Annotated in this window: 10 protein-coding genes and 1 riboswitch; of the genes, 3 read left to right on the forward strand and 7 right to left on the reverse strand. The window is 74.8% G+C overall.

The window, feature by feature from the left end; genetic code table 11:
* Positions 1 to 40: 40 nt before the first annotated feature.
* Together A0J59_RS01845 and A0J59_RS01850 are read right to left on the reverse strand one after the other, a co-directional pair.
* The gene (locus tag A0J59_RS01845) at positions 41 to 1,447 is read right to left on the reverse strand and encodes an NtaA/DmoA family FMN-dependent monooxygenase (protein WP_064315035.1); all 1,407 of its coding nucleotides are present in this window, start codon (positions 1,445 to 1,447) and stop codon (positions 41 to 43) included.
* A 19-nt stretch (positions 1,448 to 1,466) separates the two neighbouring features.
* Positions 1,467 to 2,621: an LLM class flavin-dependent oxidoreductase gene (locus A0J59_RS01850; protein WP_064315036.1), complete on the reverse strand. Its 1,155-nt coding sequence runs from the start codon at positions 2,619 to 2,621 to the stop codon at positions 1,467 to 1,469.
* Positions 2,622 to 2,950: 329 nt separating this feature from the next.
* Positions 2,951 to 3,076, reverse strand: a riboswitch (SAM riboswitch).
* Between the two features lie 172 nt (positions 3,077 to 3,248).
* Here A0J59_RS01850 and A0J59_RS01855 point away from each other — a divergent pair.
* Both A0J59_RS01855 and A0J59_RS01860 read left to right on the forward strand, forming a co-directional pair.
* On the forward strand, positions 3,249 to 3,983 hold the full coding sequence (locus tag A0J59_RS01855; protein ID WP_255364881.1) for a TetR/AcrR family transcriptional regulator: 735 nt from the start codon (positions 3,249 to 3,251) through the stop codon (positions 3,981 to 3,983).
* 99 nt (positions 3,984 to 4,082) lie between these two features.
* Positions 4,083 to 6,749: an MMPL family transporter gene (locus A0J59_RS01860; protein WP_064315037.1), complete on the forward strand. Its 2,667-nt coding sequence runs from the start codon at positions 4,083 to 4,085 to the stop codon at positions 6,747 to 6,749.
* A 79-nt stretch (positions 6,750 to 6,828) separates the two neighbouring features.
* Here the strand turns inward: A0J59_RS01860 and A0J59_RS01865 are convergent, their stop codons facing one another.
* Both A0J59_RS01865 and purL read right to left on the reverse strand, forming a co-directional pair.
* Entirely contained in the window at positions 6,829 to 7,836 is a 1,008-nt protein-coding gene (locus A0J59_RS01865; protein WP_082918657.1) for an endonuclease/exonuclease/phosphatase family protein, read from the reverse strand.
* 238 nt (positions 7,837 to 8,074) lie between these two features.
* Positions 8,075 to 10,450, reverse strand: a complete 2,376-nt coding sequence (gene purL, locus A0J59_RS01870) for a phosphoribosylformylglycinamidine synthase subunit PurL (RefSeq protein ID WP_064315038.1) — start codon at positions 10,448 to 10,450, stop codon at positions 8,075 to 8,077.
* Positions 10,451 to 10,637: 187 nt separating this feature from the next.
* Here purL and A0J59_RS01875 point away from each other — a divergent pair, with 187 nt between their 5' ends.
* Positions 10,638 to 10,913 (forward strand): hypothetical protein, encoded by a 276-nt coding sequence (locus A0J59_RS01875; RefSeq protein ID WP_047231332.1) that lies wholly within the window; start codon positions 10,638 to 10,640, stop codon positions 10,911 to 10,913.
* Positions 10,914 to 10,931: 18 nt separating this feature from the next.
* Here A0J59_RS01875 and A0J59_RS01880 read toward each other — a convergent pair whose 3' ends face one another.
* The 3 genes from A0J59_RS01880 to A0J59_RS01890 all read right to left on the reverse strand — a co-directional run bounded on the left by A0J59_RS01880 (position 10,932) and on the right by A0J59_RS01890 (position 12,926).
* A complete protein-coding gene (locus tag A0J59_RS01880; protein WP_047231331.1) occupies positions 10,932 to 11,318 on the reverse strand; it encodes a DUF1304 domain-containing protein in 387 nt (128 codons plus the stop codon).
* 73 nt (positions 11,319 to 11,391) lie between these two features.
* Complete coding sequence (locus A0J59_RS01885; RefSeq protein ID WP_064315039.1) at positions 11,392 to 11,964, reverse strand: hypothetical protein; 573 nt, start codon at positions 11,962 to 11,964, stop codon at positions 11,392 to 11,394.
* Complete coding sequence (locus A0J59_RS01890; protein ID WP_064315040.1) at positions 11,961 to 12,926, reverse strand: LysR family transcriptional regulator; 966 nt, start codon at positions 12,924 to 12,926, stop codon at positions 11,961 to 11,963. The genes A0J59_RS01885 and A0J59_RS01890 overlap by 4 nt, the downstream gene beginning before the upstream one ends.
* Positions 12,927 to 12,995: the final 69 nt, after the last annotated feature.

Consider the following 12,995-nt stretch of genomic DNA (forward strand, 5'->3'; position numbering starts at 1 on the left):
GTCGGTACGTGCAGGTCTGCGGTGCGGGTGTGCGGGGCGGCTACGGTCGGCCGACGAGCTCGGCGGAGGCCGCCGAGGGCTCGGGGTCGGCGGCGCGCGGCGCGGTGCCGGGCCGCGCGAGGCCGAGGTGCTCGCGCAGGGTCGTGCCCTCGTACTCGGTGCGGAACGACCCGCGCTCCTGGAGCAGCGGGACGACGCGGTCGAAGACGTCGTCGAGCCCGCCCGGCGTGAGGTGCGGGACGAGGATGAAGCCGTCGGAGGCGTCCTCCTGGACGTGGCGGTCGATGTCGTCCGCGACCTGCTGCGGCGTGCCGACGAACCCGCCGCGCGACGTCACCTGGATGACGAGCTCGCGGATCGACCAGCCGTTCGCCTCGGCCTGCTCGCGCCACGCCGCGGCGACCGCCGCCGGGTCCTTCGCGTGCCGCACGCGCCCCCGCGTGATCGACAGGTTCTCGGTGTCGGGGTCGACGTCGGGCAGCGGCCCCTCCGGGTCGTACGCCTCGAGGTCGCGGCCCCAGACCTGCTCGAGGAACGCGATCGCCGTCGGGCCCGAGACCTGCTGGAGCCGGATCTCCCGCGCGCGCTCCTCCGCCTCGGCGGGCGTGTCGCCCAGCACGACGACGGTCGCGGGCAGGATCTTCAGGGAGTCTCGCTCGCGCCCGTGGGCGGCGAGGCGCCCCTTGACGTCCTCGTAGAACGCGCGCCCGGCGTCGAACGTCGAGTGCGCGGAGAACACGACGTCGGCGGTCCGGGCGGCGAAGTCGCGGCCGTCGGCCGAGTCGCCCGCCTGGAACAGGACGGGATGGCCCTGCGGGCCGCGCGGCGTCTCGAACAGCCCGACGACGTCCGCGTACGTCCCGTGGTGCGCGACCGGCCGCACCGACCCGGGGCGCAGGAACTCGCCCGCGATCCGGTCGGCCAGCACCGCGTCGTCGTCCCACGAGTCCCACAGGGCGCGCGCGACCTCGACGACCTCGGCCGCCCGCGCGTAGCGCTCCGGGTACGGGAGGTAGCCGCCGCGGCGGAAGTTGGCGCCCGTGAAGGCGTCGGGGCTCGTCACGAGGTTCCACGCCGCGCGGCCCTCGGAGAGCAGGTCGAGCGTCGCGAACTGCTTCGCGAGCTCCCACGGCTCGTTGAACGTCGTGTTGATCGTGCCAGCGAGGCCGAGGCGGTCCGTGACGGCCGCGAGCGCGGCGAGGACGGGCAGCGTGTCGGGTCGCCCCACGACGTCGAGGTCGTGGATGCGGTCCTTGTGCTCGCGCAGGCGCAGGCCCTCGGCGAGGAAGAAGAAGTCGAGCTTCGCGTCCTCGGCGCGGCGGGCGAGATGCTCGAACGAGGCGAAGTCGATCTGGCTGCGCGAGCGGGGGTCGCTCCAGACCGTGGTGTTGTTGACGCCCGGGAAGTGGGCGCCGAGGTGGATCTGCTTGCGGGGGCGCGTGCTCATGTCGTCGTTCCGTCCGGGTTCAGGCGATCGCCGCGTAGCGGTTGGCGGGGAGCGGGAGGCCGAGCGTGTCGCGCAGCGTCGTCCCGGGGTAGGCCGTGCGGAACAGACCGGCCCCCTGGAGGAGCGGCACGACGCCGTCGACGATCGCGTCGAGGTCGGTGCTCAGGGACGACGGACGCAGGAGGAACCCGTCGGCCGCGCCGGCGTGGGCCCACTCCTCGACCGTGACGGCGAGGTCGCGCGCCGTGCCGACGTGCGTGAGCGAGTCGGTGTCCCACGAGACTCCCTCGAGGTCCTCGAGCAGGTCGAGGCGGGCCTGCGCGCTCGCGCGCGTGTCGCCGATGACGACGTAGGCGTCGACGAGGACCCGGAGCGTGTCGGGGTCGCGCCCGGCGTCCGCGGCCGCGTCGCGCACCTGCGTCCGTAGGGCGACGGCCTCGTCGCGGGTCGCGGCGCGGACCCGGACGACGTCGGCCCGGCGGGCCGCGAGGTCGAGCGAGGCGGGCGTGTCCGCGCGGACGACGACGGGCGGCTGGCCCTGCGGTGGCCGCGGCGTGATGGACGGCCCCTTGACGGCGAACCGGATGCCCTCGTGGTCGACGTAGTGGAGCTTCTCGCGGTCCACGAACCGGCCCGTCGCGACGTCGCGGATCTCGGCGTCGTCCTCCCACGAGTCCCACAGGCGCGTGACGACCTCCACGGCCTCGTCCGCCTCGGCGACGGCGTCGGGCTCGTCCTGCGCGCCCTTGCGACCGAACGCGGCGGCCTCGGCCGGCGTCGTCGACCACCCGACCTGCCACCCCGCGCGCCCGGAGCTCACGTGGTCGATCGTCGCGATCGCCTTGGACACGTGGAACGGCTCGGTGTGCGTGGTGGTGACCGTCGGTACGAGACCGATGCCTGCGCTGCGCGGCGCGAGGCGGGACGCGACGAGCGCGGCGTCGAGACGGCCTCGCACGGACCCGTTGCGGCCCGGCTGGAGCGTGAACGCGTCGTCGAGCGCGACGAGATCGAGCAGGCCGCGCTGGGCGGTGGCGACGAGCTCGACGAGGCGCTTGGCGTCGAAGAGCCGCTGGGCCTGGGAGCCCACGGTCCGCCAGGCGGCGGGGTGCGCGCCGGCGTCGGTGAGGTCGACGCCGAGGTGGAGGGAGCGGGCGGGGCGGGGGTCGGACATCGCGAGGATCCGTTCTCAATTGAGCCGACGGCGCGCTCAGGGCGCGGCGGGGTGCCGGAGAGTGGGCAGGGCGGTCCGGCCGCGCGCGGCGGCAGGACGGGGCTGGGGAAGCCGGGAGGGACCCGGACCGCGCGCAGGTGGCGCGGGGTGTCAGGGGCGGGTCGTCGTCAGCGACAACAGGTGACGCGCGCGGGACCCGTGGCCCCGAGGGCGAGGGCGCCAGGGGCGCCCGCGAACGGACAGGGGCACGTCGACACGTGCGCGGTGCTCACCGCGGTGCTCGACATTCGCCGGTCCATCGTCCGTCTCCTTCGTGCCCGTCGCCGGGCTCCGCGTCGTTGCCCCGCGCCACGCGCGGTCCGCGCGACGCGGGACCTGGTCCTCACCCGGGGCACCCCACCGCGCGGGAGGGTTGCCGTCCGACGAGCCGGGGCTTGGCGTCGGAGCTCATGACCATGTCCTGTGACCGGGGTACGTCGACCTCGGTTGCGCGGGAACTTACGAGCGGCCACCGCGGGGTGTCAACGCACCGAGGAGACCTTCCCACATACTGGACTTGATCGGTCAACTTTGAGCCGTTCGGAGCGCTGTTTGCACTCAGTGCATCGATGCACTTAGTGTCAAGAGGTGCCCCTCCCCTCCGCGACCGAGCCGTCGGGCGTGCCCGTGCCCGACCTGGCGACCGGCCCCGCGACCGGCCCCGCGACCGACTCCGTGAGCGACCCCGCGACGGGCCCCGCGACCGATCGCCGCGCCGCGCTGCGCGCGCGGCACCGCCGCGCGATCGTCGACGCCGCGGCGTCGCTCATGGAGGAGAACGGCGGCGCCCGGTTCACCGTCGACGAGCTCGCGGCGCGCGCCGACGTCGCGCGGCGCACGATCTTCAACCACTTCGCCTCCTTGGACGACGTCGTCGTCGAGGTGTGCGAGGACGTGCTGGGCACGGTGGTCGACGCGCTCGGGGCGAGCGCGGCCGACCCCGGGACCGACCGCACGACCCCGCTCGACGACGTCACCGCGGCGCTCCGCGGCACGGACCTCGTCGGCCCGATGGCCTACCTCACGCGCGCCCTCGGCGGCACCGCGACCGAGCCCACCCCGCGCGTCACGACCATGGTCGTGCGCACGTTCACCCACCTCGCCGAGCGCCTGGTCGCCGAGACCACGCGCCGGCACCCCGACGTCGACCCGCTCGAGATCGAGATGCTCGTCGGCGCGCTCATGGCCGGCGTCCTGGTGATCCAGCGCCGCTGGTGGGCCGCGACCGGTGCCGCCGACGACGACGCCTCGCGCCGCGTGTGGGCCGACCTCCTCGACCGCCTCGTCGACCGCGTCCGCGCGGGCTGGGCGAGCCCCGCCTGACGCCTGCCACCTCCCCGCCCGGCCACCCGGCCGCCGGCACCGACCACCCCACCCGGACCGCCTCCCGGACCACCCCGGACTCCCACCCGAAGGATCCTCATGGCTGAACTCCTCTACCGCCTCGGGCGCGCGTGCGCGCGCCGCGCGCGGACCGTCCTCGCCGCGTGGCTCGCGGTGCTCGTGCTGGCCGGGGCGGCGTTCGTCGCGTTCGGCGGCACGCTCGCGAGCAGCTTCTCCATCCCCGGCACGCCGACCGCCGAGGTGACCGAGCGCCTCCAGACGGCGCTCCCGGAGGCCTCGGGCGGGAGCGGCACCGTCGTCTTCGCCACGGAGGACGGCTCGGCGTTCACGCCCGAGCAGGAGGCGGAGATCTCCGACCGGCTCGCCGCGGCCGAGGAGGTCGACGGCGTCGAGACGGCCGTCGACCCGTTCGCCACGCAGGCCGAGCTCGCGGACCAGCGCCAGCAGGTCGAGGACGGCCGGACCCAGATCGAGGCCGGGCGCGCGCAGATCGAGGACGGCCGCACCCAGCTCGCCGCGGGCCAGGAGCAGCTCGACGCCGCGCGGGCCCAGCTCGACGAGGGCCAGACCCAGCTCGACGCGGCGCGCGCGCAGGCCGAGGCCGCGGGCGCGCTCGACCAGGCCGCGCCGCAGCTCGACGCCCAGCAGGCGGAGCTCGACGCCGGGCGGGCCGAGCTCGACGCCCAGGCCGCCACGCTGGACAAGCAGGTGACCGCGCTGGAGGACCAGAGCACGACGCTCGAGGAGCAGTCCGCACAGCTCGAGCTCTCCGCGCCCCTGCTCGAGATGGCGTCCGAGATCCGCATGGTCTCCGAGGACGGGAGCGCCGCCGTCGCGAGCGTCACGTTCACCGAGCCCAACATGAGCATCGAGCAGCAGACCAAGGACGACCTCGTCGCGGTCTTCACCGACGACCCGGTCGAGGGCGTCCAGACGGACTTCTCGGCCGACATCACGCAGGGCGTGCCCCAGGTCTTCGGCGTCGGCGAGGCGATCGGCCTCGTCGTCGCGGCGATCGTGCTGGTCGTCATGCTCGGGACGCTCGTCGGCGCCGGGCTGCCGATCCTCACCGCGCTCATCGGGGTCGGGATCGGCGCGCTCGCCGCGATGTCGCTCTCCGGCGTCGTCGAGATGTCGTCCGTGACCCCCGTGCTCGGCCTCATGCTCGGGCTCGCGGTCGGGATCGACTACTCGCTGTTCATCGTCAACCGGCACCGCCGCCAGCTCAAGCAGGGCGACGACGTGCCGGAGTCGATCGCGCTCGCGAACGGCACGTCGGGCAACGCCGTCGTGTTCGCCGGCGCCACGGTGCTCATCGCGCTCCTCGCGCTCAACGTCACCGGCATCCCCTTCCTCGGCCTCATGGGGACCGTCGGCGCGCTGTGCGTCGCGATCGCCGTCCTCATCGCCGTCACCCTCACGCCCGCCCTGCTGAGCATGATCGGCACGCGCATCCTCAGCCGTCGCGAGCGCGCCGCGCTCGCCGGGACCGAGGCCGCCGAGGCCCCGGGCGGGACGGGCGCCACGGCCGACACCGCGGCGTCGGGCACGACCGCCCCGGACGGGACGAAGCCCGTCCGCCCCATGTCGACGCTGCGCGCGGTGGGCACGGCGATCCTCGCCGTCGTCGCGCTCGGGGTGATCGCGCTCCCCGCGCTCGACCTGCGGACCAACCTGCCCGACGGGTCGTCGGAGGCGCACGACTCCACGCAGTACCGCGCGTACTCGACGATCGCCGAGCAGTTCGGCGAGGGAACCAACGGCCCGCTGCTCGTCGTCGCCGACCTCCCTGGCGAGCCCACCGAGGCCGAGGCGCTGGAGTACCAGGTGAACGTCGCCGAGGAGCTCTTCGCGCTCGACGACGTCGTCGCAGTCGCCCCGATCGGGACGTCCGAGGACCGTACGGTCGCCGCGTTCCAGGTGGTCCCCGCCGAGGGGCCCACGAGCGAGTCCACCGAGGAGCTCGTGCACGACCTGCGCGCGCTCGAGCCCCTCGACGGGGACGTGACGCTGGGCGTCGCCGGCTCGGCCAGCGGCAACATCGACATCTCCGACAAGCTCGCGCAGGCGCTGCCGATCTACCTCGCGGTCGTCGTCGGGCTGTCGCTCGTCATCCTGGTGCTGGTGTTCCGGTCGATCTTCGTGCCCGTCGTCGCGACCCTCGGGTTCATCCTGTCCTACTTCGCCGCGCTCGGCGGGGTCGTCGCGATCTACCAGTGGGGCTGGCTGTCGGGGGTGTTTGGCGTCGAGACGCCGGGCCCGATCCTCAACTTCCTGCCCACGATCCTCGTCGGCATCCTGTTCGGCCTCGCGATGGACTACCAGCTCTTCCTGGGGTCGGGGATGCGCGAGGCGTACGCGCACGGCGCCCCCGCGCGCGTCGCGATCGTCCAGGGCGTGCGCGCGGGTCGGGCCGTCGTGACCGCCGCGGCGATCATCATGATCTCCGTCTTCGGCGGGTTCGTCTTCTCGCACAGCGCGATGATCCGGCCCATCGGGTTCGCGCTCGCGTTCGGCGTGCTCGTCGACGCGTTCGTCGTGCGCATGCTGCTCGTCCCGGCGCTCATGCACCTCGTGGGCGACAAGGCGTGGTGGCTCCCCCGCTGGCTCGACCGCATCCTGCCCGACGTCGACGTCGAGGGCGCCGCCCTGGAGCGCCGCCACCCGCACCACCCCGCCGGGGACGCTGACCCCGCCGCCACGACCGACCCTGGAGCGACCGAGCCGGAGCCCGCGCGCGGCTGAACGCTCCACCCCCCCGGCGCCGAACCCGGGGTCGTTCCCCACCACGAGCCACACGTGGGGAACGGCCCCGGGTTCGGCGTCAGGGGCGGGGTACGTGGACCGTCGCGACGATCGCGCGGTGGTCGCTGCCGGGCACGTGCAGGGAGTCGACGGCGGTCACGACGTTCTCCCGGTCCGTCACCACGTGGTCGAGGTTCAGGACCGGCGGGACGGTGCCCGGCCGCGGCGACCACGACAGGTCCAGACCGCTGCCCGACGCGCGGGACGCGTCGTGGAACCGGTCGCCCAGCAGCTGCCGGAACGTCGCGTGGTCGTGGGTCGCGTTGAAGTCGCCGACGAGCACCTGCGGGAGCGGGTCCGCGGTCGCCCGCTCGGCCAGCGCGGCGGTCTCCTCGCCCCAGACCCGCACGTACTCCGGGATCGGCGGGATCGGGTGCACGGCCGTGACCCGCACCGGCACGCCGTCGACCTCGACGGTCGCGGACGGCATCGCGTCGTTCGAGAACGGCTCGACGTCGACGTCGTCGAGCGGCAGCGCGCTCCACAGCCCGCTGCCGAGCGCCCCGGACCCCACCTTCGCGTCGGCGCTGTACGGGAGCACGTCCTCGATGCCCGCCGCGACGAGGCGCTCGCGCAGGTCTGTGGTCAGCTCCAGCACCGCGAGCACCTGGACGTCCTGCTCGCGCACGAGCTCGACCAGCGCCTCGGCGTCCACCGACCCGAGCCACGCGTTGGCACCCATCACGCGCAGGGCCGCCGCGTCTCCGGACGGCGCCGGGTCGGGCACGAACGCCGGCACGAGCCACACCGCCTGCGCGGCGACGCACGCCGCGAGCAGCGCCGCGAGGACCCACCGCCGCGCGACGAGCGTGACCAGCAGGCCGACGACGGCCGTCGCCGCGACGAACGGCGTGAACCCGACGACCTGCGCGAACGGCGTCACGGCGTCGTACGGCACGGCCCGCACGAGCGTGAGCAGGACGACGACGGCGGCCCCCGCCGCCAGCAGCACCGTGAGCACCGGGCCGCCCGGCCGCCGTCGGGCGGTGACGCGCGCGGGCGGGAGGCTCGTGGTCGCCGAGGTCATGCCCGGACTCTCCCAGCGTCGCGGCGGACGCCGCGACCCGCCGCACCACCTCGCCCGCCGACCTCCACCGAACCCACCCGTCGCCCGCTCCCCGCTGAGCACGACATGAGGGTCGTTCTCCGCCCGAGAACGACCCTCATGTCGTTCTCGACAGCGGGCAGGGTCGTGGTCGGCCAGGGTCCGCTGACGACGACGCCCCGGTCACCTCGCGGTGACCGGGGCGTCGGTGGTGCGGGTGTCAGCCGAAGATGGCCGGGAGCGTGCCGCGGAAGGCCGCGTCCGCCTCGCTGAGCGGGACGGTGAACAGGCCCGCGACCTCGAGCGCCTCGCCCGACTCGGCGGCGGCGGCGGGCTCCGTGCCGGTCTCGCCGATCTTGAGGACGGGGACGCCGCGCGCGACGCACGCGTCGACGAGCTTGGACTCCTCGCCCCGCGGCACGGCGACGAGCGCGCGGGCCGTGGACTCGGAGAACAGCGCCTCGAACGGGGTGACGCCGTCGCGCTCGGTGAGCGCGTCGAGCGACACCGTGGCGCCGACGCCGAAGCGCAGCGACGCCTCGAGGAGCGCCTGCGCGAGCCCGCCCTCGGAGAGGTCGTGCGCGGCCGACACGAGGTCGTCGCGGCTCGCGTTGACGAGCACGCCGGCGAGCGCCTTCTCCGCCGCGAGGTCGACCTGCGGCGGGAGGCCGCCCAGGTGGCCGTGCTCGACCTCGGCCCACGCCGAGCCGTCGAGCTCGGGGCGCGTGGTGCCGAGCAGGTAGATGCTCTCGCCTGTCTCGCGCCAGCCCGACGGGGTCGCGTGCGCGACGTCGTCGAGCACGCCGAGCACGCCCACGACCGGGGTCGGGTGGATGGACGAGTCGATCTGCCCCGGCTCGCCGGTCCCGTTGTACAGCGAGACGTTGCCGCCCGTGACGGGGACGCCGAGCTCGCGGCACGCGTCCGCGAGGCCCTCGATCGCCTCGACGAGCTGCCACATCGAGTCGGGGTCCTCGGGCGAGCCGAAGTTGAGGCAGTCGGTCACGGCGAGCGGGCGGGCCCCCGTCGTCGCGACGTTGCGGTACGCCTCCGCGAGCGCGAGGCGCGCGCCCGTGCGCGGGTCGAGCTTGCCGTACCGGCCGTTCGCGTCGGTCGCGAGCGCGACGCCGAGGCCCGTGCTCTCGTCGACGCGGACCACGCCGGAGTCGTCGGGCTGCGCGAGCGCGGTGTTGCCCTGCACGAACCGGTCGTACTGGTTGGTCACCCACTCCTTCGACGCGAGGTTGGGCGACGCGAGGAGGCGCAGCGCCGTCGCACGCAGGTCGTCGCCGCTCTCGGGGCGCGCGAGCCCGTCGGCCTCGACGGTGCGGGCGTTGAGCCCGTCCTGCCACGACGGGCGCGCGTACGGGCGGTGGTACACCGGACCCTCGTGCGCGACGGTCCGCGGGTCGACGTCGACGATGCGCTCGCCGTGGTGGTCGATCGTGAGGCGGCCCGAGTCGTTGACCTCGCCGATCACGGCGGTCTCGACGTCCCACTTGCTCGTGATCGCGAGGAACTCGTCGAGCTTGTCGGGCGCGACGACCGCCATCATGCGCTCCTGCGACTCCGACATGAGGATCTCGCCCGCGTTGAGCGTGGGGTCGCGCAGCAGGACGTCGTCGAGCCACACGTGCATGCCGCCGTCGCCGTTGGAGGCGAGCTCCGACGTCGCGCAGGAGATGCCGGCAGCGCCGAGGTCCTGGATGCCCTCGACGACCTTCGCCGCGTAGAGCTCGAGGCAGCACTCGATGAGGACCTTCTCCATGAAGGGGTCGCCCACCTGGACGCTCGGGCGCTTGGCGGGCACGCCGTCCTCGAACGTCTCGGACGCGAGGATCGAGGCGCCGCCGATGCCGTCGCCGCCCGTGCGGGCGCCGAACAGCACGACCTTGTTGCCCACGCCCGACGCGTTGGCGAGGTGGATGTCCTCGTGGCGCAGCACGCCGAGGCACAGCGCGTTGACGAGCGGGTTGCCCTGGTACGAGGCGTCGAACACGAGCTCGCCGCCGATGTTCGGCAGGCCGAGGCTGTTGCCGTAGCCGCCGACGCCGCTCACGACGCCGTGCACGACGCGCGCCGTGTCCGGGTGGTCGACGGCGCCGAAGCGGAGCTGGTCCATGACGGCGACGGGGCGCGCGCCCATCGAGATGATGTCGCGCACGATGCCGCCGACGCCCGTCGCGGCGCCCTGGTAGGGCTCGACGAACGACGGGTGGTTGTGCGACTCGACCTTGAACGTCACGGCCCAGCCGTCGCCGATGTCGACGACGCCGGCGTTCTCGCCGATGCCGACGAGCAGGTGCTTCTTCATCTCGTCCGTCGTGGCCGTGCCGAACTTCGACAGGTGCACCTTGGACGACTTGTACGAGCAGTGCTCGGACCACATGACGGAGTACATCGCGAGCTCCGCGGCCGTGGGGCGGCGCCCCAGGATGTCGCGGATGCGCTGGTACTCGTCGGGCTTGAGGCCGAGCTCGGCGTACGGCTGGACCTCGTCGGGGGTGGCGGCGGCGTGCTCGACGGTGTCCAGCGTCGGTCCAGCGGCGGGACGAGCGTCGGAGCGTGCGGAAGCCTGGGGTGCGGGGGCGGTCATCGTTTCCCTCGGGTGGGCGCTGAGCGGGGAGCGCACGACGGCGCACGGCCAGTCTACCGGCGGAGCGGCGCCCGCCGTCCGCGCGTCTCAGGGCCGGGACGCCGGGCACGTCCCGCGCGCGGCGGCCGTGCCGGCACCCGGACCTCCCGAGATGCAGCCGGACGCGACTCGGGTTCGGATGGGGAGGGTGACCACGACCTTCTCGCTCCCCGACACCCCCGCCCGCCCCTCGACCGGGGACCTGCTCGACCCGCACCTCGAGCGGCTCGGCCACGAGCTCACCCTCGTGGAGCGCCAGCTCACCGGGTACTCGCGCCGGACCGGGTCGTACGTGGGCCACGAGGCCTTCGAGACGGTCGAGCCGGCCGGCGGCCGCTACCGGGACGAGCTCGAGGCGGAGCGCGAGCGCATCCTCAGCCGTCTGGAGCTGCTGAGCGCCATGCGCGTCGCGGCGTCCGCCTGACGCGCCGCGCGCGACGTCTCAGGAGGTCAGCCCGAGCACGACGCCGACCACGCCGAGCAGCGGCGGGACGAGCTGCACCAGCGCCGCGCGCGCCTTCGACGGCGACGACAGGATCAGCACGAGCCCGGCCGCGACCATCGACCCTGCCCCGGCGACGACGAGCGTGAGGCCCACGTCCTGCCGGTCCGCCGCGTACAGGACGATGCCCAGCACGACGAGGACCGCGAGGAACAGGTTGTAGAAGCCCTGGTTGAACGCGAGCTCCCTGGTCGCCTCGGCCTCCTCGCGCGACGTGCCGAACGTCGCGCGCGTGCGCGCGCTCGTCCACGTGAGCGACTCCATGACGAAGATGTACACGTGGATCGCCGCGGCGACCCCCGCGAGCGCCAGCCCGAACCCGATCACGGTCGGCTCCTCCCGGTCCGCGAGGCCGCACGGTGCACGACCTCACGCCGGCGGGCCGGCCCGGGTCGCTGCCTCAGCGGTCCTCAGCGTTCCACAGCAGCGGCTCCGCCGCCGCGAGCGCCACGGCGAGCGCACCGAGCACGAGCCCGACGCGCGTGTGCGGCAGGCGCACGCCCCGGGCGCGGAGCCGCTCGCCGCGGCGGTAGACCCACTTCTCCCCCGCGACGACGAGCGTCGTCGCGAGCGCGACGCCGGCCACGGCGCCCCCGACGACCACCGCGGGCGGGACGGGCGTCGCCTCGTCGTGGTCGGGGACGTACGTGTTGTCCTCGCGCACGGCGTCGGGCGCTCCGCCGGCCGGGCGGTCGGCCGGACGGTCGGTCGGGGCGTCGGGATCGGCGCCGGCCGCTCCCGCGTCGCGGGCCGCGTCCCGCAGCGCCCGCACGCCCTCGCGCGCCTCGATCCCCTCGGCCGTCGAGGTCAGGGTGAGCACGATGCCCGCGGTCCCGACCGCCGTCTTGGCGAGCGCGCGGGCCCAGCGCGGCCGCACGACGTCGGGCACGGCGTACCAGGCGACGGTCATCAGCCCCGCGATCGCCACGGTGCGCGGGTCGGCGGACCGCCGGGTCGGCTCGTGCTCGGTCATCGTGCCCCTTCGTCGGTCGGTGCGGTGGCGGGTGCGCTCGCGATGCCCAACGGCCGACGCCCGCCCGGGGTTCCTCCGGAGCGCAGCCGCTCCCGCAGGTAGCGCACCGCCGGGGAGTCGGTCATGGTCGCGCGCCACACGACCGTCACCGGGCGGGTCGGGACGGGCTCGCGCACAGGCACCGCGACGACGTCGGCCGGCAGGGGGCCGCGGCCCAGCCGCGGCACCAGCGCGACGGCGAGGCCCTGCGCCACGACCTCGACCTGCGACGCGAACTCAAGGCACCGGAAGTCGATGCGCGGGACGCGCGGCTCGCGCGCGAACATGTGGCAGAACCACTCGTAGCAGATCGTGCCGTCGGGCGTGCAGACCCAGGTCTCGTCGAGCAGGTCCGGCGGGGTGAGCGCCGGCCTGCTCGCGAGCGGGCTCGACGCGTGCACGAGCACGTCGGCCCCGTCGCGGAAGAGCTCCTCGGCGCGCAGGCTCGGCGGGAGCGCGAGGCCGACGCCCTCCCAGTGGTGCACGAGCGCGAGGTCCAGCGTGCCCGCCGCGACGGCCGCGACCGCGTCCCACGGCTCGGCCTCCTCGACGACGAGCCGCAGGTCCGGGACGTCCTCGCGCACCCGCGCGACGAGGGGGGCGACGACGCCGCGCACGGCCGTCGAGAACGACCCGAGCCGCACGGTCCCGGTGGGTCGGGCTCCGGCGTCGTGGAGTCGGGCGCGCAGCGACTCGACCTGCTCGCGCAGCGCGCGCCCCTCCTCGACCACGCGCCGGCCGGCGGCCGTGAGGACGACGCCGCGCCCCTCCCGGTCGAGCAGGCGCGCGCCGAGGTCGCGTTCCAGGCGCTTGACCTGCTGCGAGACGGCCGACGGCGTGTACCCGAGGTCGCGCGCGGCGGCGTGCACGGTCCCGGTGCGCTCGACGGCGAGCAGGGCGTCCACGGCGGCGAGGTCGATCATGCCCCCAGGCTATCGGGAAGCGGCGCTACCGGGAACCATGCACGACCGTGCGCTGGACGTGCACGATGC

This window comes from Cellulosimicrobium sp. I38E, from assembly GCF_001647255.1.
Taxonomy (GTDB): Bacteria; Actinomycetota; Actinomycetes; order Actinomycetales; family Cellulomonadaceae; genus Cellulosimicrobium; species Cellulosimicrobium cellulans_E.